Origin of the sequence: Xanthomonas axonopodis, assembly GCF_001304695.1 — a bacterium.
Classification (GTDB): Bacteria; Pseudomonadota; Gammaproteobacteria; order Xanthomonadales; family Xanthomonadaceae; genus Xanthomonas; species Xanthomonas axonopodis.
This window is the reverse complement of sequence record NZ_JFAQ01000150.1, coordinates 1-22,918: the sequence shown is the minus strand read 5'-3', so window position 1 is coordinate 22,918 and position 22,918 is coordinate 1. Positions and strand designations below refer to the sequence as shown.

Sequence of the window (22,918 nt, the reverse complement as noted above, 5' to 3'; positions counted from 1 at the left end):
TCGAAAGCGCGAGCGCGCGCGGCCGTCGCACTGCGGACAGCGAAATCCCTTCGGCCAGCGCCACCGATACAACGCCCGGTAACACTTGGCTTCGGTTCCGTAGCGATCCACGCACTCGGTCAGCGACAATCCCGGCGGAAACTGCACGATGTTGATCCCCATCTCCCGCCTCCGTTGCCTTCAGCTGGGGCCATTGTCCAACCGCAGCGTCGCAGATCCTGCAACTACGGCTGAACGATGGGGCTAATCAGGTAAGGATATTGGCGCGAGAAACCGACCAGGCGCTGCGCCATCACCGAGCCGTGTTGAAGCGCCGCGTCGGCCACGCTTAGCAGCTTGACGTCGTGCGCGTCGATCTGCGCGCGCTGCACGACCAGATTGATCGCCGATGTGGCGGCCTGCAGCACGTTGTTCAAGTCGTGGACCACGCCGGCCAGCAATTGTCCTACCGCTTCGCCTTTCTGCGCCTGCTCGGAGATCTTCTCGGCTGCGTTCTGTGCGGCGCGCGCGATGTCCAGGTCGCCTTCGATGCGCTCGTGCAAATCGCGCAGGCTGTGCAACTCGGTCGATAGCGAGGTTTCGCGCGCGCCAGCATCAGGACGCTGGTGGAAAACGCGCGTTCTGCTGTCAGGGTGCTGTCCAGGGTGTGAAAGGCTGCTTCCAGCGCGCGGCGGTCGGAGACATTCCTGCTTACCGCCAAGATTGCCTCGACCCTGCCTTGCTCGTCGAACAATGGGCTGGTGACGACTTGCTATGTCTGCCGCACGCCGGCCAGGTTCACGCAGCTGGCCTCAAATTCCCGGGTCGCGCCTTTCGCCGCCTCGGCCATGGCCGCATCCACCATGGCCGCCCCGTCGGTTGGCCACAGCTCGTGCCAGGGGCGGCCGAGAACCTGATCCGCAGAACTGGCACCAAGTCCGACTAACCCGTTGGGGTTGACCGACGTGATTCGTCCATCCAGGTCGATCTCTTTGATGCAACCGCGCGACAGTGCCAAGATCTGGCGATATCGGTCTCTCATCGCGACTGTTGCCCTCAGGCTGAAATTAACGGAATTTTCGCAAATCCCGCTGCCGCGATGTGCCGGAAGACGATACGGGCTTTGTCTGGATTCAGGCGGGGGCTGCCGTTTCACGCCTTCTGCATTTCGTAGAGACGCAAGACCGGTGTGAAGCAATCGCTCTGCCCACCGCTGTCGTCACAGGTCCCAGGCTTCGCAGCGCTTTTTCTTTACGGGCATCCCTGCAACAATAGTCCGGCAGCTACGGCATTGCGAAAGTGGCGGAATTGGTAGACGCACCAGATTTAGGTTCTGACGCCGCAAGGCGTGGGGGTTCGAGTCCCCCCTTTCGCACCAATGCCGCGCGGCCGTGTGGGTTCCGGCCGCTGCAGTTCCTGCCAACCGGTCGCTTCTGTCCGTGACGCCGCTGCGCGCATGCCGCTGGCAGCGGCCGCCATTATCGGCGAAACTACAAGGCTGGGCGGCATTCTCGCCATTCGTCAACCCGCATCTTCCATCTCGTGCCGACGCTGTGCGCTGTCGGTGGCAGGAGTCAACATGCAAGCATCGATCGAATCCACCGGCAATCTGGAACGCCGCCTGACCTTCACCCTGCCGCAGGAGCGCCTGGAGACGCACGTCGGTGGCCGCCTGCGCGAGCTTGCGCGGACCACGCGCATCAAGGGCTTCCGTCTCGGCAAGGTGCCGACCAAGGTGATCGAGCAGCGCTTCGGTCAGCAGGTGCGTGCCGAGGTGATGGAAGGCCTGCTGCGTGAGACCTTCGATTCGGCCGTGCGCGAGCACTCGCTGCGCCTGGCCGGCAACCCGCGTATCGATCAGGGCGAGACCGATTTCGACTTCGTCGCCACCTTCGAAGTGGTGCCGGATTTCGGCGACATCGATGTGACCAAGCTGTCGGTGGTGCGCGCGACCGCTGAAGTGACCGATGCCGACATCGATCAGATGATCGAAAACCTGCGTCTGCAGCGCCGCACCTGGAATCCGGTCGAGCGCGGTGCGCAGGTCGGTGACCTGGTGGCGTTGGAGACCTGGTCGCAGGCTGGCGACGAGCGTCTGCCAGCCGAAGGCGTGGAGACCGGCAGCAGCGTGCTGGGTTCGGGCGTGATGTTCGACCAGATCGAAAAGGGCCTGGAAGGCCTGAGCAAGGGTGAAGAAAAGACCCTCACCGTCGATTTCCCCGCCGAATCGCGCTTGCCGCAGCTGGCCGGCAAGACCGTGCAAGTGCACGTCAAGGCGGTCGAAGTGTCCGAGCCGGTGCTGCCGGCAGTGGACAAGGAGTTCATCAAGAGCTTCGGCGTGAAGAGCGGCGATGCCGAGCAGTTCCGCGCCGATATCCGCACCAACCTGGAGCGCGAGCTCAAGGGTGCGCTGATGAACCGCCTGCGCCGCGAAGTGGGCGAGCAGCTGATCGCCGCCTACGCGCATGTCGAAATGCCGCCGCGCCTGGTCGAGAACGAAGCGCGTTCGATGCTGGCCCAGCAGGTCGAGCAGGTCCGCCGCAGCGGTCGCGACCCAGGCCAGGTGTCGGCCGATGCGCACCAGGGATTCATGGATGCTGCCGCCAAGCGCGTGCTGGTCGGTCTGCTGGTGGGCGAAGTGGCGCGTCGCAACGAATTGCGGCTGGAATCCAAGCGCGTCAGCGAAACGCTGCGTCTGATCGCTTCGACCTACGAAGAGCCGGAACAGGTCATTGAGATGTACCGCAACGACCCCCAACTGATGAACGGGCTGCAGAGCCGCGTGATGGAAGAGCAGGTGATCGACTGGATCGCCGAGCGCGCCCAGCACACCGAGCAGTCGCTGTCGTTCCAGGACGCCATCCGCGTCTGATCCGGCAGTAAGAGAAGAACCGCGCCCGCAGTCCGGGGTGCGGATGTCGAACACGGGCAGCTGCACAGGCCGCTGCCACAACGGGAAGACTGATGAGCATTGTGACCAAAGCCCTGAACCTGGTGCCCATGGTGGTCGAGCAGACCAGCCGTGGCGAGCGTGCGTACGACATCTACTCGCGGCTGCTGAAGGAGCGTCTGATCTTCCTGGTCGGTCCGATCGACGACCATATGGCCAACGTCATCGTGGCCCAGCTGCTGTTCCTGGAAGCGGACAACCCGGAAAAGGACATCAGCATCTACATCAATTCGCCCGGTGGGGTGGTCACCGCCGGCATGGCGATCTACGACACCATGCAGTACATCAAGCCGGACGTCAGCACCATCTGTGTCGGCCAGGCCGCTTCGATGGGCGCGCTGCTGCTGGCCTCGGGTGCGGCCGGCAAGCGTTACGCGCTGCCGAATTCGCGCGTGATGATCCACCAGCCGCTGGGTGGCTTCCAGGGCCAGGCGACGGATATCGATATCCATGCGCGCGAGATCCTGACCCTGCGTTCACGCTTGAACGAGATCCTGGCCAAGCACACCGGCCAATCGCTGGAGACCATCGCGCGCGACACCGAACGCGACAACTTCAAGAGCGCGGTCGATGCGCAGGCCTACGGCCTGGTGGATCAGGTGCTCGAGCGTCGTCCGGAAGAGTCGATCCAGCCGTCTTGATCGTCAAAGCATTGAAACTGCAGGAAAAACCGGCAGGGTCGGGCGGAGCGAATGTCCTCCCGGCCCTGTGCTATTCTCGAAATCGAACCCCCGTGCATCGGGTGGGGTAACTGGGTAACAGAAGCATGAGCGAAGACCGCCAAGGTCGTTCCGGCGACAGCAACAAGATTCTCTACTGCTCGTTCTGCGGTAAGAGTCAGCATGAAGTCCGTAAGCTGATTGCCGGTCCCAGCGTATTCATCTGCGATGAGTGCGTTGAGCTGTGCAACGACATCATCCGCGAGGAACTCGAAGAGAAGGCGCAGTCGGCACGTTCCAGCCTGCCCAAGCCGCGCGAGATTCTTGAGGTGCTGGATCAATACGTGATCGGGCAGCTGCGCGCCAAGCGCACGCTCGCAGTAGCGGTGTACAACCACTACAAGCGTATCGAGAGCCGCAGCAAGAACGATGATGTGGAGCTGGCGAAATCCAACATCCTGCTGGTCGGCCCGACCGGTTCGGGCAAGACGTTGCTGGCCGAAACGCTGGCGCGCCTGCTCAATGTGCCGTTCACGATCGCCGATGCCACCACGCTCACCGAGGCCGGCTATGTCGGCGAGGACGTGGAAAACATCATCCAGAAGCTGCTGCAAAAGTGCGATTACGACGTCGAAAAGGCGCAGCAGGGCATCGTCTACATCGACGAAATCGACAAGATCTCGCGCAAGAGCGAGAACCCGTCGATCACCCGCGATGTGTCCGGTGAAGGCGTGCAGCAGGCGTTGCTCAAATTGATCGAAGGCAGGGTTGCTTCGGTGCCGCCACAGGGTGGTCGCAAGCATCCGCAGCAGGAATTCCTGCAGGTCGATACCAAGAACATCCTGTTCATCTGCGGCGGCGCATTCGCCGGCCTGGACAAGGTGATTCAGCAGCGTTCCAACGACGCTGGCGGCATTGGCTTCGGTGCCAAGGTCAAGAGCAGCGAACGCAAGCAGGAAGTGGGCAAGATCCTGGCCGAAGTCGAGCCGGAAGATCTGATCAAGTTCGGCCTGATTCCCGAGTTCGTCGGCCGTCTGCCGGTGGTCGCCACGCTCGAAGAGCTGGACGAGCCTGCGTTGATCAAGATCCTGACCGAGCCCAAGAACGCCATCACCAAGCAGTTCAAGAAGCTGTTCGACATGGAAGGTGTGGAGCTGGAGTTCCGCCCCGATGCCCTGTCTGCGATCGCCAAGAAGGCGCTCAAGCGCAAGACTGGCGCGCGTGGCCTGCGCACCATCGTCGAATCGGTGTTGCTGGACACCATGTACGAGCTGCCGTCGCAGGAGAACGTCAGCAAGGTGGTGGTGGACGAGTCGGTGATCGAGCACAAGTCCGAGCCGTACCTGATCTACCAGGGGCAACCGGCGCCCGCCAAGGCTGCGTCCGGAGACTGAGTCCGTTGGCCGCCTCGCCGGGCCTCGGCCTCGCTGGCGGATAACCACTTTCCGAACGCTACTTGCAACACCTCGCCGATGGCCCCATAACGGGGCCATCGGCTTTTTACTGCCCCAAAAACCCCCATTCCTGCGGAGCGCCCCATGGCCCAGTCCCAACCAGAAATTCTCGATCTGCCAGTGTTGCCGCTGCGCGACGTGGTGGTGTTTCCGCACATGGTGATCCCGCTGTTCGTCGGCCGTGACAAGTCGATGCGTGCGCTGGAAAAGGCGATGGAAGCGGACAAGCGCATCCTGCTCGTCGCGCAGAAGTCGGCCGAGACCGACGACCCGGCCGCCGGCGATCTGTATACCGTCGGCACCCTGGCGCAGGTGCTGCAGCTGCTCAAGCTCCCCGATGGCACCATCAAGGTGTTGGTCGAGGGTCTGTCGCGGGTTACCGTGGACAAGGTTGTCGAGCAGGACGGCGCATTGCAGGGGCAGGGCACCGAAATCGAAGCCAGCGACGCGCGCGAGCCGCGCGAGGTGGAAGCGATTGCGCGGTCGCTGATGTCGCTGTTCGAGCAGTACGTCAAGACCAATCGCAAGCTGCCGCCGGAACTGCTGCAGACCCTGGCTGGCATCGATGAGCCGGGCCGCCTGGCGGACACCATCGCCGCCCACATCGGTGTGCGTCTGGCCGACAAGCAGCGCCTGCTGGAGATCACCGACATCGGCGAGCGGCTGGAATTGCTGGTCGGTCTGGTGGATGGCGAAATCGACGTGCAGCAGCTGGAAAAGCGCATCCGCGGCCGGGTGAAGTCGCAGATGGAAAAGAGCCAGCGCGAGTACTACCTCAACGAGCAGATGAAGGCGATCCAGAAGGAGCTGGGCGACCTGGACGACGCGCCGGGCGAGCTGGAAGAACTGGCGCGCAAGGCCGCCGAGGCGGGCATGCCCAAGCCGGTCGAGACCAAGGCCAAGGCCGAGCTCAACAAACTCAAGCAGATGTCGTCGATGTCCGCCGAGGCGGCCGTGGTGCGCAACTACCTGGACTGGCTGCTGGGCGTGCCGTGGAAAAAGCGCACCAAGGTGCGTAAGGACCTCAAGGTTGCCGAAGACACGCTGGACGCCGATCACTACGGCCTGGACAAGGTCAAGGAGCGCATCCTTGAGTACCTGGCGGTTCAGTCGCGCGTGAAGCAGATGAAAGGGCCGATCCTGTGCCTGGTCGGGCCGCCTGGCGTGGGCAAGACCTCGCTCGGGCAGTCGATCGCCAAGGCGACCAACCGCAAGTTCGTGCGTATGAGCCTGGGCGGCATTCGCGACGAGGCCGAAATCCGTGGCCACCGCCGGACCTATGTCGGTTCGATGCCGGGCCGCCTGGTGCAGAACCTCAACAAGGTCGGCAGCAAGAACCCGCTGTTCCTGCTGGACGAGATCGACAAGATGTCGATGGACTTCCGTGGCGACCCTTCTTCGGCATTGCTGGAGGTGCTCGATCCGGAGCAGAACAATTCGTTCAACGACCACTATCTGGAAGTCGATCTGGACCTGTCGGAGGTGATGTTCGTCGCCACCTCCAACTCGCTCAATATCCCGGGTCCGCTGCTGGACCGCATGGAAGTGATCCGCATCCCGGGTTACACGGAGGATGAGAAGCTCAACATCGCCACGCGCTATCTGATGCCCAAGCAGATCAAGGCCAACGGCTTGAAGCCGGAAGAGATCGAGATCGCCAGCGATGCGATCCAGGACATCGCGCGGTATTACACGCGCGAGTCGGGCGTGCGTAATCTCGAACGCGAGGTGGCCAAGATCTGCCGCAAGGTGGTCAAGGAAATCGCGCTCGCAGGTCCGCAGGTGGCGGCCAAGAAGGCGGTCGCCAAGAAGGGCAAGCCGAAGGCGCTGGTCACCGTCAATGCGAAGAATCTCGACAAGTATCTGGGCGTGCGTCGCTTCGACTTCGGCCGTGCCGAAGACGAAAACGAGATCGGTCTGGTCACGGGTCTTGCATGGACCGAAGTCGGCGGCGAGCTGCTGCAGGTCGAGTCCACGTTGGTGCCGGGCAAGGGCAACCTGATCCTCACCGGCCAGCTCGGCAATGTCATGAAGGAATCGGCATCGGCTGCATTGTCGGTGGTGCGTTCGCGCGCCGAGCGGCTCGGCATCGATGTGGATTTCCTGCAGAAGCAGGACGTGCATGTGCATGTGCCCGACGGCGCCACGCCCAAGGACGGCCCAAGCGCAGGTATCGCGATGGTGACCTCGCTGGTATCGGTGCTGACCCGGGTGCCGATCCGCGCCGATGTGGCAATGACCGGCGAGATCACCCTGCGCGGGCGTGTATCGGCGATCGGTGGCTTGAAGGAGAAGTTGCTGGCGGCCCTGCGCGGTGGCATCCGCACCGTGCTGATCCCCGACGAGAACCGCAAGGATCTGGCCGACATCCCGCCGAACGTGACCCGCGATCTGAAGATCGTGCCGGTGAAGTGGATCGACGAGGTGCTGGATCTGGCGCTGGAACGTCCGCTGGCGCCGAAGAAGGCCGGCAAGGAAAAGGCACGCAAGGCGGCTTCGCGCGTGACCGTGCGCGGCAAGTCGCGTAGCACACCGGGTACCCGCGTCAAGCACTAACGAGGGCTTTCTAAGCCTAGCCAAAACAAGCCAAAACCCGCGTCGTTATTGGGTTTTGGCTTGCGTGCTGTTGGGGGCGCTGGTATAAATGCACGACTCGTGGGCGCGGCAAAATGTGTGCGTCATGCGATACCACTTGTGTCGGGTTCTTCGCTTAGGGCAAGAGCGCCGATTGTCGATTCCGCGGCATCTGCCGCAAAGGGAGTTTCAAGAATGAATAAAACCGAATTGATCGATGGCGTTGCCGCTGCTGCTGACATCTCCAAGGCTGAAGCTGGCCGTGCTGTTGACGCGGTTGTGAGCGAAATCACCAAGGCACTGAAGAAGGGCGACGCCGTCACCCTCGTTGGCTTCGGTACCTTCCAGGTCCGCGAGCGCGCCGAGCGCACCGGCCGCAATCCGAAGACCGGCGACAGCATCAAGATCGCCGCTTCGAAGAATCCTGCATTCAAGGCTGGTAAAGCCCTGAAGGATGCAGTAAACTAATCGACTGGCTAGGGTGCTTAGCTCAGCGGTAGAGCGTCTCCCTTACACGGAGAGGGTCGGGGGTTCGAAACCCTCAGCACCCACCACTAAGCACCAGGCAAATGGTTCAAGCGCGGAGCGGTAGTTCAGCTGGTTAGAATGCTGGCCTGTCACGCCGGAGGTCGCGGGTTCGAGTCCCGTCCGCTCCGCCAGTTATATGAAGCCCTCGGCCTTGTGCCTGGGGCTTTTTTTTGACTGCCGGTTAGGTTAGCGGGTGTGGATCCATTCGGATATGGCGGTGCGCCGTACCGCCGCGCATCCGGCAACGGCGCGTTCTGCTGCGTTTGAAGGCGCTTCGGTATCTTGCCCGAGCTGGCATTGTTCACCCTGTGCCGATTGATGCACCACGGCGCCATCGTCACGGGCGTTGGGCTGGGTGCCTGGCGTCAAGCGCGTTACACTGCGCGGCTCGCCCACAGGCTGTGATTTGCCAATGCTGCAGAAACTTCGCGACAAGACGTCAGGCTGGATCGCTACCGCCATCCTGGGGTTGCTGATGATTCCATTCCTGTTCGTCATCGACAACAGCTACCTCGGCGGCATTGGCGCCAACAACGTGGCCAAGGTGCAGGCGCCGCCGACCTGGTGGAAATCGGCACCGTCCTGGTGGCCGGTCTCGTTGCTGTGGCAGCACCACGAAATCAGCACGCAGGATTTCCGTGCGCGCTTCGAGCAGGCGCGCATGCAGGAGCGTCAGCGTCAGGGCGAGAAATTCGATCCGCGCACCTTCGAATCCCGCGAAAACAAGTTGCAGGTGCTCGACCAGCTGGTCGACGAACAGGTGGTGCGACTGGGGGCGGAAGACGCGGGAATCGTCATCGGGGATGCGACCGTGCGTGATTACATCGCCAACATTCCCGCATTTCAGGTCGATGGCAAGTTCAGTCCCGACCAGTACCGCGCCGCGCTCGCGCAAGGCACGCCGCCGCGTACGCCGGCGCAGTTTGATGCGCTGGTGCGCGATAGTCTGCAGCAGTCGGTGATCCCGCAGGCGGTGGCGGAGTCCGGCTTTGCAACCAAGTCCGAGTTCGAGCGCCTGCTCAAGCTGATGGGTGAAACGCGCGATGTGGAGCTGGCGATGCTGCCGCCACCGGCCGCAGATACTGCGCCGGTGAGCGATGCGCAGATCAAGCAGTGGTACGACGGGCACACGCAGGATTTCCGTCAGCCGGAAACCGTGACCATCGAATACGTCGAGCTCAACGCCGCCACGATGCCGCCAGCCACTGCGGCCGACGAGGCCACGCTGCGCAAGCGCTATGAAGACGAGAAGGCACGCTTCGTCGAGCCGGAGCAGCGTCTTGCATCGCACATCCTGATCAGTGCCGGCGCCGATGCCGCCGCGCAGAAGGCTGCCGAGGCAAAGGCTGCCAAGCTCGCTGCCGAGGCCAAGCAGCCGGGTGCCGACTTTGCTGCGCTGGCAAAAGCCAATTCGCAGGATCCCGGCTCCAAGGATGCCGGCGGCGACCTGGGCTGGGTCGAGAAGGGCACGATGGTCAAGCCGTTCGAGGACGTGCTGTTCTCTATGAAGGCTGGCGAGGTGGTCGGCCCGATCAAGAGCGAATTCGGCTATCACGTGATCCAGCTGCGTGAGGTCAAGGGCGGCCAGGGCAAGTCGTTCGAGCAGGTGCGCGACCAACTGGCTGCCGAGCAGCTCAAGGCCGACGCAGACAAGGCCTTTGCCGATGTCAGCGGCAAGTTGGTGGACCAGGTTTACAAGAACCCCACCGCACTGGAGCCGGCGGCCAAGCAGGTTGGCCTGCCGGTGCAGACACTGGGGCCGTTCTCGCGCAGTGATGCCAGCGGTGTTGCCGCCAACCCTGCTGTGCTGCGCGCGGTGTTTTCCGAAACGCTGGTGCAGGACGGCACGGTGAGCGACCCCATCACCATCGCGCCCAACCACAGCGTGGTGTTGCGTGTGACCAATCACACCGCCGAACAGGCATTGCCGTTGGACAAGGTGCGCGACAAGGTGACGGCGGCAATCCGTGCGGACCGTGCTGAGAAGGCCGCTGCCGCTACTGCCGACGCCTTGCTGGCACGCGTGCAGAAGGGTGAGACGCTGCAGGCGCTGGCCGACAGTGAGAAGTTGCAGGTGCAGCCGATTCCGGGTCTAGCGCGGACGGCGCCGATCCCGACCCCGGCTGCGAACCGTGCGATCTTCAGTGCGCCGCGACCGACCGAAGGCAAGCCGTCTGTGGGCAAGGTGGAGCTGGATGGCGGGCGCTTTGCTGTCTTTGTCATCAGCAAGGCGACGCCGGGCGATCTGAAGCAGATGCCGGCCGAACAGCAGGCGGTGTTGCGCGAGCAGTTGAGCCAGATCGACGGAAACAACGCTGCGCAGGCTTACGTCAAGGAAATGCGCAAGCGCTACAAGATTCAGATCGAAGAGGCCCAGCTCTAAGGTGGGATAATCGATTGGTAAAAGAAATCCGGGCAACCGGGCTTTTTCTTTGGGCGTTCGCCGTGTAGAACATGGGCCGGCTGACGCTCGTTGCAGTCAAACTCCCGTGCGGCGCTTACTGATTGGCAGGCAGCGTTTGCGTGCCTGGATTGCTGACGGGAGTTGCGCTTCCAGTGCGCCAATCGCGGGGTTGTCGGCTAGGCGCCTGACGATGTGGCAGTGGCCGCCGCTGGCGCTCGATTGTGCGACGGCGCGCTCGGGTAGCGGTCCTGAAAAGACAGGGTCTCTCGCTGACGATCTCCGGTGGCTGGGCCGTTTGGATGGCAAGGCACGATTGACCCTATGGGAGCATGGCTGCCGTCATGGCACGCATTGCGTAGGAGGAGGCTGAAAGCTTCAAATTTTTATCGGAGCTAGGCCCGCAAATGCTGCGCCAATGAAGTTCTCTGGCGCCACGCGCAGTAGATGCTAACCAGCTCCAACTGTGCGCTGGCGACGCCGGGCACTTCAGACCTCTATGTTGTCGGACCCAAGCGGACTGACGAAGAAGGCTGGTCTGGTGAGCGACGTTCAGGATCAACGCGATCATGCTGCCGATTGCCTGCGGGCGCCTAGACAGCGTTCAAGAGGCGCTGCGCCTCGGCGCGTCACTCAGGGCGAGTCGTCGAACGACAGCACCATGCCAGGCTTCAGAATGGCGCTTTTGTCCAGGCCGTTGGTAGCGAGCAGTGTCGTCACGGTAATGCCATAGCGGCGTGCGATCGCCCAGGCCGATTCGCCATTGCGCACGGTGTGGGTACGTGCCGGCGAGTTCGACGCTTTGCCGGCTGCAGTGGCGACGGCGGTCGGTGCGGCAGTGCTGCTGTCGGCGCCAGTTCCCACATCGGTTGATGCGACCACGGCGCTATTTGCACCGGGCTGCGCCGGCGCAAGCGGAGCGAGCACGTGTACGCCGCGGGGCGCAGTGCGTGCGCCGGCAAGAGCGGGATTCAGGCGGGCGAGCAATTGCGGCTCGAGCGCGCGCTGGCCTGCCCAGGCGTTGAGGCTGGTGCCTGCTGGTAGCGCATGTTCAGTGAGGACGGGCACCTCGCGATCCAGCGAAGTCAGCAGGTTGCCCTGCTGCTGCGCGTGATCGAGCACGCAGGCAAGTGCGTGCAGTTTTTCCACATAGTCGTAGGTGACCTTGGAGATGCCCGGCAATTCGGACGGGCGCGCGTTTTGCGCGTTCATCCCGGCGCTGCGCATTGCCTGCAGTACACGGTACTCGCCGGCGTTGTAGGCCATCAGCGCCAGGCGCCAGTCTCCGCCGAACATGCCGTAAAGGGTTTTGAGATAGCGCACGGCCGCAGTGGTGGAGTCCACTGCCGACAGGCGTCCGTCGTACTGCGCGCCCACCGGCACTTGATGGTTGCGCGCGGTGGTTGCGATGAATTGCCATAGGCCCGCAGGGCCGCTGCCGTTGCGGGCGCCGGGGCGGTAGCCGCTTTCGACGAACGGAATCAGCGCAAATTCGGTCGGCATGTCGGCCTTGCGCAACTCGTCGACGACGTAACCGAAGAGCGGCAGGACATCATGTGCATCATCTGTCATACGGGCCGGGGCGCGCGAAAAATGCTGTTCCCAGCGGGCATCGCTATGAGCGCTGTCGCAGCCCGGGTCGGCGCGGCCGTCCAGGAAGGCCGAAAAAATCTTGCGCCCGTTGCGCAGGCCCGGCGCGCTGGATTGCGCAGTCTGGCCACCTGCGGGGGCGGAGCTTGCGTCGTTGGGCGATGCGGCTGCCGGTGCAATGGCCGAACAGGCGGCCAGCACTGCCAAAACCAGGCGCCTCATGCGCGAACTTCGTCTTTCCAGCGCCGAAGTTCGGCGAATACATCGACTTCAGAGTAAAGTGGGCCGGCTGCACGCGGTGCCACTGCGGCGCGGATCTTGGGGCGGCTGGTTCGTAAGAACGGATTGGTGGCCAGTTCACTCTTGAGCGAAATCGGCAGGGTAGGACGGGCTGCATGACGCATGGCCTGGGCTTCCTGTTGACGGCGCTGCAAGGCAGCGTTGGTGGGATCGACGTGCAGCGCGAAGGCCGCGTTGGCCAACGTGTATTCGTGGCCGCAACACACAAGCGTTTCGCCAGGCAGGGAGGCCAGGCGCTGCAACGAGTCGAACATCTGGGGAGCGGTACCTTCGAACATCCGCCCACAGCCTAGGCTGAACAGGGTATCACCGCTGAACAGGTGGCCGTCTGTGACGAAGGCGATGTGGCTGCGCGTATGGCCAGGCACCTCGAGTACCTGAAACTCGACATCGAGCAGGCTCAAGCGCTCGCCGTTGCCCACCTGATGCGTATCAGACGGGACGCGTTCGTCGGCCGGGCCGAACAGCGCCAGGTCCGGCCAGCGCTGCTGGAGCTCGGCAACGCCGCCGATATGGTCGCCGTGGTGGTGGGTCAGCAGGACAGCGCTCGGCACCAGTCCCTGGTGCTGCGCGGCAGCCAGCACGGGCTCGGCGTGACCGGGGTCGACAATGATGGCGCGGCCATCTGCAGCGATCAGCACCCAGATGTAGTTGTCGTCGAATGCGGGCAGGGCGATCAGTCGCATAGAATTGGGACCATGCCTGCCCCGCCATTCTCCCGTCAAGCTGGCGTCTCATCCTGGTTTGAAACCGGCGCGGGGCGCGGCTTGCTTCAGCTGGAGCGTCGTCTGGCGTTGGAAGCGCTCCAGACACGGCCGTCGCAGCCGTGGTTGTGGCTGACGCCGACCGCTGACATGCCCGCGCGCGAGCTGCTGCAAGGGCGCGGGTTGCGCCTGCATCGCAGCGCCGGCCGCTTTGCTGGCGACGCCCGCTGCGCGCTGCCGTTTCCGCTGCCGACCGAGAGCCTGCAGGCGATCGTGGCGCAGCATGCGGTGGTGGGCGGGGCAGCGGATTTTTTGGCCGAATGCGAGCGCTTGCTGATGCCCGGCGGCCGCCTGTGGCTGTTCACGCTCAATCCGATGAGTCCCTACCGCTTCCGCTGGGCGCGGCGCGGGCCGGTCGCGTTACGCCCGGATCGCTGGCGCCTGCTGGCGCAGCGTGCCGGTCTGCACAGCGTGCAGGCGGAGCGCTACCTGGGGCCGATCTGGCGCCCCAGCGGCGAGTCCACCGACCCCGGCCGGGCACCCTGGCGCGCGGTGTATCTGCTGGAGGTGGAAAAGCGCGCTGCCGCGGCGATCGGGCCGACGCCGATCGCCCTGCCTGCCCGCTGGCCACAACCGGTGGCCACGATCTGATCTGTTTACGTCCAACTCTGGAACCTGATGAAATCCATTGAAGTGCATACCGATGGCTCCTGCCTCGGCAACCCCGGTCCGGGCGGCTGGGCGGCCTTGTTGCGTTACAACGGCCGCGAAAAGGAGCTGGCCGGCGGTGAGGCGGTGTCGACCAACAACCGCATGGAATTGATGGCGGCGATCATGGCGCTGGAAACGCTGACCGAGCCGTGCCAGATCGTGTTGCATACCGATTCGCAGTACGTGCGCCAGGGCATCACCGAATGGATGCCGGGGTGGGTGCGACGCAACTGGAAGACCGCCGGTGGCGATCCGGTCAAAAATCGCGAGTTGTGGGAGCGGCTGCACGCGGCCACGCAACGCCATCGCATCGATTGGCGTTGGGTAAAAGGCCACAATGGCGACCCGGACAACGAGCGCGTCGACGTGCTCGCCCGCAATCAGGCCATCGCCCAGCGCGGTGGTCTTGCGACATCGTAAGAGGACACATGCGTCAGATCATTCTCGATACCGAAACCACCGGCCTGGAATGGCGCAAGGGCAACCGCGTCGTCGAAATCGGCGCGGTGGAGCTGCTGGAGCGGCGCCCGAGCGGCAACAATTTCCATTGTTACCTGAAGCCCGACTGCGACTTCGAGCCGGGCGCGCAAGAGGTGACCGGGCTGACCCTGGAATTTCTGGCCGATAAACCGCTGTTCGGCGAGGTGGTGGACGAGTTTCTTGCCTATATCGACGGCGCGGAACTGATCATCCACAACGCCGCATTCGACCTGGGGTTCCTGGACAACGAACTGGCGCTGCTGGGCGATCACTACGGGCGCATCGTCGAGCGCGCCACGGTGGTCGATACCTTGATGATGGCGCGCGAGCGCTATCCGGGGCAGCGCAATTCCTTGGATGCCTTGTGCAAGCGACTGGGCGTAGACAACTCGCACCGCCAGCTGCACGGCGCGTTGCTCGATGCGCAGATCCTGGCCGATGTGTATATCGCGCTGACCTCGGGTCAGGAGGAAATCGGGTTTGCCAGTGCCGATGCCGGTCAGCAGACCGACGCCGCACGCGGCATGATCGCGTTCGACCCGGCGCTGCTGTTGCCGCGTCCGCGTGTTGCGGTGACCGCTTCCGAATCGCAGGCGCACGAGGCGCGTCTGGCGCAGCTGCGCAAGAAAGCAGGGCGTGCGTTATGGGATCCGCCGGTCGAAGAGATTGCGGTCGGCGGCTAAGGCGTCTGGCCCGAGGTACTCCGCTTGCGCGCAGCGCTAGGTCAGTAACTACGCACCAGGATCGCGGTGATGTTGTCCGAACCGCCGCCATCCAGTGCGGCGGCGACCAGGCATTCCACGCATTCCTGCGCGCTGCAATCGGCGTGCGACAACGTTGCTGCGATGGCGGCATCGTCCACTTCTTCGGTCAGGCCGTCGCTGCACAGCAGTAGCTGCATGCCGGATTTCAGTTCGCCTTGCATGATGGCGACATTCAAATGCGCCGGGTCGGTCACGCCGAGTGCCTGGGTCACCACGTTGCGATGCGGGTGCGCGCGCGCCTGCTCGCTGGTCAGCGTGCCTTGGGCGATGAGCTCCTGCACATAGCTGTGGTCCTGGCTCAGCTGCGCCAGCCGGCCATCGCGCCACAGGTAGGCGCGGCTGTCGCCAACCCAGGCCACTTCGAAACGCTGGCCCAGCACGCGCGCGGCGACCACGGTGGTGCCCATGGGCAAGGTGTCGTTGCAGCGGCGCGAGGTCTTGATGATCTCTTCGTCGGCGATGCGTACCGCCTGGGCCAGCGGGGTACCGGCGCGGACTTCTCGCACGATGGTTTCGCGCGCCAGTGCGCTGGCCACTTCCCCGCAGGCATGCCCCCCCATGCCGTCGGCCACCAGCCACAATCCCAGCTCGCTGTCGCCGTAATAGGTGTCCTCGTTGAGGTCACGGCGCAGGCCGACATGGGTGAGGTGTCCGAATTCGAGCATGGGGCCGGGTCGCCAAGGAGAAGATGCGCCACCATCATCGCGGCCCGGCCGGTTAGCGGCAACACGTCATGCACGGGCGTCGCAGCACCGGTCCACGCCTGGACGCGGGCTAACCCTGTCGACGCCGGCCCGGGCCGCTTGTGGCTGGGGCCATGTGCCCGTATGATGCACGGCCCCAGGACACTGGGGACCATCTGGAGAGGTGGCAGAGCGGTTGAATGTACCTGACTCGAAATCAGGCAGGTGTTTATAGCGCCTCGGGGGTTCGAATCCCCCCCTCTCCGCCAGATTCGCATCAGCCCCCGCAAGGGGGCTTTTGTTTATGTGTGGCAGTCGCCGGCCGCGGCGATGACTACAATCCGCCCGATCCCCGTTGGAGGCCTGTCATGTCCGAGATCCTGGTGCCCGTGTCTTTTGGTGAGCTGCTCGACAAGATCGCGATCCTGCAGATCAAGTCCGAGCGCATGCGCGATGCGGCCAAGTTGACCAATGTGCGCAACGAGCTGTCTGCGCTGGAAACCAGCTGGATGGCGCATCCGGCCGCCGGGCACGACATCGTGCGCCTGCGCGCCGAGCTCAAGGCCGTCAATGAGCGGCTCTGGGTGATCGAGGACGACATCCGCCTCAAGGAACAGGCGCAGAGCTTCGACGATGCCTTCGTGCAGCTGGCCCGCAGCGTGTATATCGAAAATGACGAGCGCGCGCGCATCAAGAAGGAGATCAACCTGGCGCTGGGCTCTTCGTATGTGGAAGAAAAGTCCTATCAGGACTATCGCGCTACCGGCGCCTAAGCGCGCCGGTGGACCGATCGCGCTGGCCGCCTGGTCGGCGCGATCGCCGAGTCATAGTGGTTGGCATTAAGCAACTGGCGCGGCGCTTGCGGTTGTGACATGGGCGTTGATTGGCGGCATCTGCACTGTGTGGCGGTCAGCATGTTTCGATGCAACGCACCTTCAATCGCGGCGCCACATCCCTAGTGCCGATGATCGGCGCGATAGCGCTCAAAGGCGGCGATCGCGTCATCCACGGTGATCAGCGACATCACCTCGTCGAATTCGATCTTTGTTCCCCAGCTCAGCTGGTCGGCCGGTTTTTGCAGGAATTTGCGCGCGGCGTCGTCATAGCGGTCCACGCAATAGCGCACGTCCGAATACGGGCCGCTCCGTCGCGGGTTGCTGGCGGCATGCAGGCCGAGCACCTTCGTGCCCATGGCATTGGCGATATGCATCGGCCCCGAATCCGGCGTGACCACCAGGTTCGCGCGCGCAAGCAGAGCTGGCAGCTGTTTGAGGGTGTCCTTGCCAACCAGGTCCAGCACCGGTGTGCGTGCAGCGGCCACGATGGCATCGGCAGTGCAGCGTTCCAGGTCGCTGCGGCCGCCGCACAGCACGATCCGCCAGCCCTGTGCGGCGGCATGATCGGCCAGCGCGGCGTGGCGATCGGGGTACCAGTTGCGACGTGCGTGGCTGGAGCACGGCGACATCATCAGTACCGGGCGGCCATCGTCGTCCCATTGCGCGCGTGCCCAGGCATGCGCCTGCTCGGGCACTGGCATGTCCCAGCGCACCTGGGTCTGGCGCAGGCCCAGCGGCTCGGCAAAGCTGCCGATGGCGTCGAGCACATGGATGCCGGGGCGGTCTGCGATGCGCTCGTTGACGAACAGGCCATGCAGGTCCTTGGAGCGGCTGCGGTCGTAGCCGATGCGTCGCCGCGCCGGCACGAAGGCCGACAGCACATTGGCGCGAAAGGCCACCTGCATCTGCAGCAAGGCATCGAAGCGGCCCAGTGGCGCAAGCGAGCGGCGTAGCGCGCGCATGCCGGTCACCCCGCTGCGCTTGTCGTAGGCGTGGAATTGCACGCCGGGCAGGCCATCGAGCAATTTCAGCCCGGCCTTGTCGATGATCCAGTGCAGTTGGGTTTCAGGAAACCCCGCCCGCAACGTGCGTACCAGTGGCACCACGTGCGTGACATCGCCCAGAGCGGACAAGCGCAGCAAACACAGCGATGCGGGCGTTACAGCCATGGTGTTGTTAGACTCGATAGATGGTTTCTTTCGATGCCACCGAAGCGCTGGCGCCGTACCGCGAAGGTCGCGGTTATGGCGCCATTCTGTTCGACCGCGAACGGCTGCGGCAAGCCGATGCCATCCTGTTTTCGCCGCAATCGTGGGGCGACAGGGCGCGCCCGGTGGACGCAGGCGGGCGTGGCGGCGCTTGGTTCGTGGATGCGCCATTCGGCCATAGCGTGTTGCGGCAGTACCTGCGTGGCGGCATGGCCGCACGCGTGAGCCGCGATCGCTATCTGTGGAAAGGGGCAGGGCGCACGCGCAGTTTTGCCGAATTCCGGCTGATGCGCGAACTGATCAAACGCAAGTTGCCGGTGCCGCGTCCGTTGGCCGCCTGCTACCTGCGCGAAGGCATGGGCTATCGCGCTGCGCTGTTGATGGAGCGGCTGGAAAACGTGCGCTCGTTGGCCGATCACGCCCAGGTGGCCGGCCGCGGCGCGCCATGGGAGGCGACCGGCCAACTGATCGCCCGCTTCCATCGCGCTGGTCTGGATCACGCCGATCTCAACGCGCACAACATCCTGTTCGATGCCAGCGGGCATGGCTGGTTGATCGATTTCGACCGCGGCGTGCTGCGCATTCCGGCCACACGCTGGCGCGAGCGCAACCTCAAGCGGCTGCATCGCTCGCTGTTGAAGCTGCGCGGCAACCGCAGCCGCGAGGACGTCGACAAGGACTACGCGCGCCTGCATCGGGCCTACGAACTGGCCTGGGGCAGGGGCTACTGATGGACTGGGCCTTGCGGGTGCAGGGAGTCGGCAATGCGTCGGCGGTGGCGCTTGGCTCGCCGATGGCCACGCTCGAGCGCGCCGGTGCGCCCTGGCTGACCATCGATTGCGGCAGCGAGGGGCTGACTGCCTATCAGGCCCAGTATGGCCAGCTGCCTCAGGCAATCTTCATCACCCATGTGCATCTGGACCATGTCGGTGGCCTGGAACGGGTGTTTGTCGACAGCTATTTCTCCGAGCGCCGCGGATGCACGCGCCTGTACGTGCCGGCGCCGGTCGTGCCGCTGCTGCAGCGGCGCATCGCCGATTACCCAAACGTGCTGGCCGAGGGCGGGGCGAACTTCTGGGATGCGTTTCAGCTGGTGCCGGTCGGCGATGCGTTCTGGCACGACGGCGTGCGGCTGGAAGTGTTCCCGGTACGCCACCACTGGCCCGAGACGGCTTACGGATTGCGTTTGAAGGGTGCGCTGGTCTGGACCGGCGATACCCGGCCGATCCCGGAAATGCTGAAGCGTTATGCGGACGATAACGAGCTCATCGCACATGACTGCGGCGTTCACGGCAACCCGTCGCATACTGGCGTGGACGATTTGGAGCGGGAATACCCGCAGGACCTGTTGAGCCGCATGCTGCTGTACCACTACGTCAGCGACGCCGACGGCGATGTGCTGCGTGCACGTGGCCACCGCGTGGCCGTGCCCGGGCAATACCTCGTGCTGGCGAACCCGACCGCCGCGACGGTGTCCTAATGGGCGCCCTGCTGCTGCCGGATCTCGTTACGGCGCCGATGCAGGACCGCTATGGCCGCCCGCTGCGCGATCTGCGCCTGTCGGTGATCGAAGCCTGCAATTTTCGCTGCGGGTACTGCATGCCGGCCGATCGCGTGCCCGACGATTACGGCTTCGACTCTCAGCAGCGGTTGAGTTTCGATCAGCTGGAAACCCTGGTGCGTGCCTTCGTTTCGGTCGGGGTGACCAAGCTGCGCCTGACCGGCGGCGAGCCGCTGCTGCGGCGCGACCTGCCGAGCCTGATTGCACGGCTGACCGCGATCGAGGGCATCGAAGATCCGGCGCTTACCACCAACGGCACCTTGCTGGCCCGCCAGGCCGTCGCGCTGCGGCAGGCTGGGCTGCGCCGCATCACCGTCAGCATGGATGCCTTGGAACCGGCGTTGTTCAGGCGCATGAGCGGCGACCGCGGCGAGATTGCGCAGGTGCTGGCCGGTATTGCCGCCGCCGAGCAGGCCGGTTTCCAGCGGCTGAAGATCAATTGTGTGGTACAGCGTGGTCTCAACGAAGATCAGGTGCTGCCGCTGGTGGAGCACTTCCGCGGCACTGGGCATGTGCTGCGCTTCATCGAATTCATGGACGTGGGCAGTTGCAATGGCTGGACGCCGGATGCGGTAGTCACGTCCGCGCAATTGCACGAACGCATCCACGCGCGCTGGCCGTTGGTGGCACTGGACGCCAATTACACCGGTGAAGTGGCGCAGCGCCATGCGTTCGCGGATGGCGCCGGCGAAGTGGGCTTCGTCAGTTCGGTCAGCGTGCCGTTCTGCGGCGATTGCCAGCGTGCGCGCGTTTCGGCAGACGGGCATTTGTATACCTGCCTGTTCGCCAGCCAGGGGCATGACCTCAAACCGGCACTGGCCAATGGCGATCCTGCGTTGGCAACGCACCTGCGGCAGCTCTGGAGTGTGCGTGGCGACCGCTACAGCGAAGTGCGCGCCTCGGTGCCACGGCGCGGCAAGCCGGTCGAGATGTTTTTGATCGGCGGATGAGCGAGGACGCGCTGCTGGCGCAGCTGCGTATGCTGGAACTGCGTCTGCTTGATCCGCACCTGCGTGCCGATGTGCAGGTGGTGGGAGTGCTGCTGGATCCGGCGTTTGTCGAGTTCGGTCCGTCGGCAGTCGGTACACGCGCAGCGACGCGATCGCGGCTTGTGTGCCCCCGGTATTGCTGCCGAGTACCAGGCCGATGGCGTCAAAGCATGGGGCGGCGCCGTGTCTGGCGCAGTTGGGCTATCGCTCGATAAAGCGTCGGCAAGAGATTGAGCGGCAGGCCTTGCGCAGCCCGTTGTGGCGAACAACGCTGCTGGATGGCAGTTGCTTTTCCACCAAGGCACCCTGTTCACCGAGAATGCCGCATCCTGATGGCCTGTCTTCGCGTTGCTTCCCATGCCTGCAAAATCCCGCTCCGCCCGCCTGACCCACCTCGACGATGTCGGGCTTCCCACCATGGTGGATGTCTCGGATAAAGCGGTCACCGCCCGTAGCGCCACCGCGGAAAGTCGTGTGCGCTTTCCGGCTGCCGTGGCCGCACAGTTGCGCGCCAATGGCTTGCGTAGCGCCAAGGGTGGCATCGTGGAGACAGCGGTGATTGCCGGCACCATGGCGGTCAAGCGCACGCACGAATTGATTCCGTTCTGCCATCCGCTTCCGATCGATGCCTGCCGTTTCGAAATCGACTGGGCGGGCGAGCAGGTGCTGGACATCCGCTGCACGGTGCGCTGCGTGCAGCGCACCGGTGTGGAAATGGAAGCGCTCACCGGTGCCAGCGTGGCTGCCTTGACGGTGTATGACATGTGCAAGGCGTTGTCGCACAGCATGAGCATTGGTCCGACCAAACTGGTGTCCAAGCGCGGCGGCAAGCGCGACATCGGAGCGGCACAATGACGGCCGCGGTGACGGTGCTGTACTTCGCCAGCCTGCGCGAGGCCGCAGGCATTGCCGACGAGCGCGTGCAGACCGGCGCGCAGGATCTGCGCGGCCTGTATGCAGAACTCGATGCGCGGCATGGCCTGCGCTGGACCCCTGCGCAGTTGCGTGTCGCCGTGGATGGTGCATTCGCGCGCTGGGAGGATGCGCTGCGCGATGGCAGCGAAGTGGTGTTTATTCCGCCGGTGTCGGGAGGTTGACTGTGAACGAGCAGGTCGCCGCGATCTTTGCGCTTTCCGAGGTGCCGTTGCCGGTCGATCAAGTGCGTGCCGGGGTGGAACACCCGCATGCCGGCGCGTTCGCCAGCTTCGAAGGCTGGGTGCGCAATCACAACGAAGGCCGCGGCGTGGCCGGCTTGCGCTACGAAGCCTATGCCGCGCTCGCACAGGCCGAGGGGCAGCGCGTTCTTGACGAAGCAATGCAGCGATTCGCCATCGTGCACGCGCATTGCGTGCACCGCGTGGGCGAGCTGCGTATCGGCGAGATGGCAGTGTGGGTCGGCGTCAGTGCGGCGCATCGCGGCGCCGCATTCGATGCGTGCCGCTACATCATCGATGAGGTCAAGGCGCGCGTGCCGATCTGGAAGTACGAGCATTACCTGGAAGGCGACGCGGGTTGGTTGCATCCCGAATCGCAACCGTAGCAATGCAGGTGTGGCGCATCCGCGCGTGAGCAAGACCTGCTTTGCTAAGCGCCTAGCGCAGCACGAGCTGACGGCTGCTGATCGCTCGATCAACCGCGCGAAAGCCAATGCTCCGGCTAGCTTGCCTGGAGTCTGTCGAAGTGAGGGTGGTGTCCCCGCCGGTTGACCTCGGCGCCCGCATCAATCGATACCGTTGCTGCCTTCCGGCCCTGGCGGGATTTTCGATCTAGCGTCGCGAGGGACCGACGGGGCCACCATAAGACGTGGGCCATTGACATGACCCTGCGATTTGAGGCATTGGTGCCTTGCGCAAATCAGAAAACTGGCGGGGAGAGGGGGCGGATGAATCCGCTCTAACCCCTTGATCTCGAACCGGGATCACTAGCCTGACGATTGTACTTGTTGGTGTCCCGCCATTGTAGCTGTTGGGCCCACCAATTCGCTAGGGGGCACGAGTGGAAAATCTGAACAGCCGTCTTACTTGACTTGAAAGCTTTGGCGTTGCAACCAGATACGATGTCAGACCGCTCAAAGTCTTCGAAATGATGCCGATAAGCTGTGAGGCTCCCCCGAAGTAGAGCATTGCCAAAGTCGCTAAATTTGTTTAGATGGTTTGAGAAACAAAAATTAACCTGATTAGCCCTATCCCTCAGCCATGAAAGTTGCTTGCCATGCGCAAAACGCGCTCTGGGCAAGGTTTACAGCGCATCAGCGCCGTCGCCAGTCGCGGCAGCATCTGTTCCAGATCGAATCGACGGTTGAATCGATAGGCCGCTTCGGCCAAGTAGCGCCGCGCATATTTGGCTTGGCGCACCGCATGGTAGGTGCCGCTGATGGCACGTTTGACATTGCCCAGCACCACATTCAACCAACGTGCTCCCTGGACTTCGGTTGCAGCACGACCGCCGCCGGTATCGAGGCTGGTGTGGGCATGCCCGGCCTCCTCCAGACGGCGAAAGCACGCCAAGCCGTCGCTATAGACCTCGCATCCCGGCTCCAGACGCCGT

Annotated in this window: 22 protein-coding genes, 4 tRNA genes, 1 other RNA gene and 2 pseudogenes; 21 read left to right on the top strand and 8 right to left on the bottom strand. The window is 63.8% G+C overall.

Annotated features, from left to right (window positions below):
• On the bottom strand, positions 1 to 162 hold a 162-nt coding region (locus XAXN_RS21600), incomplete at its 3' end, for a transposase (RefSeq protein ID WP_134984886.1).
• 89 nt (positions 163 to 251) lie between these two features.
• Positions 252 to 1,021 (bottom strand): annotated as a pseudogene (locus tag XAXN_RS14090) (PAS domain-containing protein); the annotation flags it as partial.
• 251 nt (positions 1,022 to 1,272) lie between these two features.
• Here XAXN_RS14090 and XAXN_RS14085 point away from each other — a divergent pair.
• From XAXN_RS14085 to XAXN_RS14045, 9 genes are all read left to right on the top strand, one after another.
• A tRNA-Leu gene (locus XAXN_RS14085) sits at positions 1,273 to 1,357 on the top strand.
• Between the two features lie 201 nt (positions 1,358 to 1,558).
• Positions 1,559 to 2,851 carry a trigger factor gene (gene tig, locus XAXN_RS14080; protein ID WP_054319998.1) on the top strand — a complete coding sequence of 431 codons (1,293 nt, stop codon included), beginning with the start codon at positions 1,559 to 1,561 and terminating at the stop codon, positions 2,849 to 2,851.
• A gap of 92 nt (positions 2,852 to 2,943) precedes the next feature.
• Positions 2,944 to 3,570, top strand: coding sequence for an ATP-dependent Clp endopeptidase proteolytic subunit ClpP (clpP, locus tag XAXN_RS14075; protein ID WP_002806026.1), 627 nt, complete (start codon positions 2,944 to 2,946; stop codon positions 3,568 to 3,570).
• A gap of 125 nt (positions 3,571 to 3,695) precedes the next feature.
• Positions 3,696 to 4,982, top strand: coding sequence for an ATP-dependent Clp protease ATP-binding subunit ClpX (gene clpX / locus XAXN_RS14070; RefSeq protein WP_054319997.1), 1,287 nt, complete (start codon positions 3,696 to 3,698; stop codon positions 4,980 to 4,982).
• A gap of 144 nt (positions 4,983 to 5,126) precedes the next feature.
• A complete protein-coding gene (gene lon, locus XAXN_RS14065; RefSeq protein ID WP_054319996.1) occupies positions 5,127 to 7,598 on the top strand; it encodes an endopeptidase La in 2,472 nt (823 codons plus the stop codon).
• Positions 7,599 to 7,811: 213 nt separating this feature from the next.
• Complete coding sequence (locus XAXN_RS14060) at positions 7,812 to 8,084, top strand: HU family DNA-binding protein (RefSeq protein ID WP_002806049.1); 273 nt, start codon at positions 7,812 to 7,814, stop codon at positions 8,082 to 8,084.
• 11 nt (positions 8,085 to 8,095) lie between these two features.
• Positions 8,096 to 8,170, top strand: a tRNA-Val gene (locus XAXN_RS14055).
• Positions 8,171 to 8,198: 28 nt separating this feature from the next.
• Positions 8,199 to 8,275 (top strand) — tRNA-Asp (locus XAXN_RS14050).
• 281 nt (positions 8,276 to 8,556) lie between these two features.
• The gene (locus XAXN_RS14045; protein WP_054319995.1) at positions 8,557 to 10,527 is read left to right on the top strand and encodes a peptidyl-prolyl cis-trans isomerase; all 1,971 of its coding nucleotides are present in this window, start codon (positions 8,557 to 8,559) and stop codon (positions 10,525 to 10,527) included.
• Between the two features lie 651 nt (positions 10,528 to 11,178).
• On the opposite strand, the gene XAXN_RS14040 is transcribed toward XAXN_RS14045, so the two are convergent.
• Both XAXN_RS14040 and gloB read right to left on the bottom strand, forming a co-directional pair.
• Positions 11,179 to 12,357 carry a lytic transglycosylase domain-containing protein gene (locus tag XAXN_RS14040; RefSeq protein WP_054319994.1) on the bottom strand — a complete coding sequence of 393 codons (1,179 nt, stop codon included), beginning with the start codon at positions 12,355 to 12,357 and terminating at the stop codon, positions 11,179 to 11,181.
• Positions 12,354 to 13,121, bottom strand: coding sequence for a hydroxyacylglutathione hydrolase (gloB, locus tag XAXN_RS14035; RefSeq protein WP_054319993.1), 768 nt, complete (start codon positions 13,119 to 13,121; stop codon positions 12,354 to 12,356). The genes XAXN_RS14040 and gloB overlap by 4 nt, the downstream gene beginning before the upstream one ends.
• Before the next feature lie 12 nt (positions 13,122 to 13,133).
• On the opposite strand from gloB, the gene XAXN_RS14030 reads away from it, so the two are divergent.
• The 3 genes from XAXN_RS14030 to dnaQ are packed head-to-tail and all read left to right on the top strand — an operon-like array spanning position 13,134 to position 15,013.
• Complete coding sequence (locus XAXN_RS14030; RefSeq protein WP_003483816.1) at positions 13,134 to 13,790, top strand: class I SAM-dependent methyltransferase; 657 nt, start codon at positions 13,134 to 13,136, stop codon at positions 13,788 to 13,790.
• A 27-nt stretch (positions 13,791 to 13,817) separates the two neighbouring features.
• On the top strand, positions 13,818 to 14,270 hold the full coding sequence (gene rnhA / locus XAXN_RS14025) for a ribonuclease HI (RefSeq protein ID WP_005913875.1): 453 nt from the start codon (positions 13,818 to 13,820) through the stop codon (positions 14,268 to 14,270).
• A gap of 8 nt (positions 14,271 to 14,278) precedes the next feature.
• Positions 14,279 to 15,013 carry a DNA polymerase III subunit epsilon gene (gene dnaQ, locus XAXN_RS14020; RefSeq protein WP_054319992.1) on the top strand — a complete coding sequence of 245 codons (735 nt, stop codon included), beginning with the start codon at positions 14,279 to 14,281 and terminating at the stop codon, positions 15,011 to 15,013.
• A gap of 41 nt (positions 15,014 to 15,054) precedes the next feature.
• Here the strand turns inward: dnaQ and XAXN_RS14015 are convergent, their stop codons facing one another.
• Positions 15,055 to 15,759, bottom strand: a complete 705-nt coding sequence (locus XAXN_RS14015) for a PP2C family protein-serine/threonine phosphatase (protein ID WP_054319991.1) — start codon at positions 15,757 to 15,759, stop codon at positions 15,055 to 15,057.
• Positions 15,760 to 15,955: 196 nt separating this feature from the next.
• Here XAXN_RS14015 and XAXN_RS14010 point away from each other — a divergent pair.
• Positions 15,956 to 16,046, top strand: a tRNA-Ser gene (locus XAXN_RS14010).
• Positions 16,047 to 16,145: 99 nt separating this feature from the next.
• Positions 16,146 to 16,550, top strand: coding sequence for a DUF6165 family protein (locus tag XAXN_RS14005; protein ID WP_014089517.1), 405 nt, complete (start codon positions 16,146 to 16,148; stop codon positions 16,548 to 16,550).
• 182 nt (positions 16,551 to 16,732) lie between these two features.
• On the opposite strand, the gene XAXN_RS14000 is transcribed toward XAXN_RS14005, so the two are convergent.
• A complete protein-coding gene (locus tag XAXN_RS14000) occupies positions 16,733 to 17,782 on the bottom strand; it encodes a glycosyltransferase family 9 protein (protein WP_054319990.1) in 1,050 nt (349 codons plus the stop codon).
• A 20-nt stretch (positions 17,783 to 17,802) separates the two neighbouring features.
• Here XAXN_RS14000 and XAXN_RS13995 point away from each other — a divergent pair, with 20 nt between their 5' ends.
• The 7 genes and pseudogenes from XAXN_RS13995 (at position 17,803) to XAXN_RS13965 (ending at position 21,911) form a co-directional block, all read left to right on the top strand.
• On the top strand, positions 17,803 to 18,552 hold the full coding sequence (locus XAXN_RS13995; protein ID WP_054319989.1) for a 3-deoxy-D-manno-octulosonic acid kinase: 750 nt from the start codon (positions 17,803 to 17,805) through the stop codon (positions 18,550 to 18,552).
• Positions 18,552 to 19,301, top strand: a complete 750-nt coding sequence (locus XAXN_RS13990; protein ID WP_054319988.1) for an MBL fold metallo-hydrolase — start codon at positions 18,552 to 18,554, stop codon at positions 19,299 to 19,301. Before XAXN_RS13995 ends, XAXN_RS13990 begins: the two co-directional genes overlap by 1 nt.
• On the top strand, positions 19,301 to 20,332 hold the full coding sequence (gene moaA / locus XAXN_RS13985; protein ID WP_054319987.1) for a GTP 3',8-cyclase MoaA: 1,032 nt from the start codon (positions 19,301 to 19,303) through the stop codon (positions 20,330 to 20,332). Before XAXN_RS13990 ends, moaA begins: the two co-directional genes overlap by 1 nt.
• A 159-nt stretch (positions 20,333 to 20,491) precedes the next feature.
• Positions 20,492 to 20,704 (top strand): annotated as a pseudogene (locus XAXN_RS22755) (hypothetical protein).
• 24 nt (positions 20,705 to 20,728) lie between these two features.
• A complete protein-coding gene (gene moaC, locus XAXN_RS13975; protein WP_054319986.1) occupies positions 20,729 to 21,226 on the top strand; it encodes a cyclic pyranopterin monophosphate synthase MoaC in 498 nt (165 codons plus the stop codon).
• Positions 21,223 to 21,468, top strand: coding sequence for a MoaD/ThiS family protein (locus tag XAXN_RS13970; RefSeq protein ID WP_054319985.1), 246 nt, complete (start codon positions 21,223 to 21,225; stop codon positions 21,466 to 21,468). The genes moaC and XAXN_RS13970 overlap by 4 nt, the downstream gene beginning before the upstream one ends.
• Positions 21,465 to 21,911 (top strand): molybdenum cofactor biosynthesis protein MoaE, encoded by a 447-nt coding sequence (locus XAXN_RS13965; protein ID WP_054319984.1) that lies wholly within the window; start codon positions 21,465 to 21,467, stop codon positions 21,909 to 21,911. The genes XAXN_RS13970 and XAXN_RS13965 overlap by 4 nt, the downstream gene beginning before the upstream one ends.
• A gap of 152 nt (positions 21,912 to 22,063) precedes the next feature.
• Here the strand turns inward: XAXN_RS13965 and ffs are convergent.
• Together ffs and XAXN_RS13960 are read right to left on the bottom strand one after the other, a co-directional pair.
• Positions 22,064 to 22,160, bottom strand: an RNA gene (gene ffs / locus XAXN_RS21590) — signal recognition particle sRNA small type.
• A 400-nt stretch (positions 22,161 to 22,560) separates the two neighbouring features.
• Positions 22,561 to 22,918 (bottom strand): transposase (locus XAXN_RS13960; protein ID WP_167694799.1); only part of this gene is annotated, 358 nt, incomplete at its 5' end.

Bases quoted from the DNA above. Each gene is read 5' to 3' on its own strand.
- XAXN_RS13995 (WP_054319989.1), top strand. From the start codon at position 17,803: ATGGTTTCTTTCGATGCCACCGAAGCGCTGGCGCCGTACCGCGAAGGT.
- XAXN_RS13970 (WP_054319985.1), top strand. From the start codon at position 21,223: ATGACGGCCGCGGTGACGGTGCTGTACTTCGCCAGCCTGCGCGAGGCC.
- dnaQ (WP_054319992.1), top strand. From the start codon at position 14,279: ATGCGTCAGATCATTCTCGATACCGAAACCACCGGCCTGGAATGGCGC.
- XAXN_RS14030 (WP_003483816.1), top strand. From the start codon at position 13,134: ATGCCTGCCCCGCCATTCTCCCGTCAAGCTGGCGTCTCATCCTGGTTT.
- lon (WP_054319996.1), top strand. From the start codon at position 5,127: ATGGCCCAGTCCCAACCAGAAATTCTCGATCTGCCAGTGTTGCCGCTG.
- clpP (WP_002806026.1), top strand. From the start codon at position 2,944: ATGAGCATTGTGACCAAAGCCCTGAACCTGGTGCCCATGGTGGTCGAG.
- gloB (WP_054319993.1), bottom strand. From the start codon at position 13,121: ATGCGACTGATCGCCCTGCCCGCATTCGACGACAACTACATCTGGGTG.
- XAXN_RS14060 (WP_002806049.1), top strand. From the start codon at position 7,812: ATGAATAAAACCGAATTGATCGATGGCGTTGCCGCTGCTGCTGACATC.
- rnhA (WP_005913875.1), top strand. From the start codon at position 13,818: ATGAAATCCATTGAAGTGCATACCGATGGCTCCTGCCTCGGCAACCCC.
- XAXN_RS14000 (WP_054319990.1), bottom strand. From the start codon at position 17,782: ATGGCTGTAACGCCCGCATCGCTGTGTTTGCTGCGCTTGTCCGCTCTG.
- XAXN_RS14045 (WP_054319995.1), top strand. From the start codon at position 8,557: ATGCTGCAGAAACTTCGCGACAAGACGTCAGGCTGGATCGCTACCGCC.
- tig (WP_054319998.1), top strand. From the start codon at position 1,559: ATGCAAGCATCGATCGAATCCACCGGCAATCTGGAACGCCGCCTGACC.
- XAXN_RS14015 (WP_054319991.1), bottom strand. From the start codon at position 15,759: ATGCTCGAATTCGGACACCTCACCCATGTCGGCCTGCGCCGTGACCTC.
- XAXN_RS14005 (WP_014089517.1), top strand. From the start codon at position 16,146: ATGTCCGAGATCCTGGTGCCCGTGTCTTTTGGTGAGCTGCTCGACAAG.
- XAXN_RS14040 (WP_054319994.1), bottom strand. From the start codon at position 12,357: ATGAGGCGCCTGGTTTTGGCAGTGCTGGCCGCCTGTTCGGCCATTGCA.
- XAXN_RS13990 (WP_054319988.1), top strand. From the start codon at position 18,552: ATGGACTGGGCCTTGCGGGTGCAGGGAGTCGGCAATGCGTCGGCGGTG.
- moaC (WP_054319986.1), top strand. From the start codon at position 20,729: ATGCCTGCAAAATCCCGCTCCGCCCGCCTGACCCACCTCGACGATGTC.
- clpX (WP_054319997.1), top strand. From the start codon at position 3,696: ATGAGCGAAGACCGCCAAGGTCGTTCCGGCGACAGCAACAAGATTCTC.
- moaA (WP_054319987.1), top strand. From the start codon at position 19,301: ATGGGCGCCCTGCTGCTGCCGGATCTCGTTACGGCGCCGATGCAGGAC.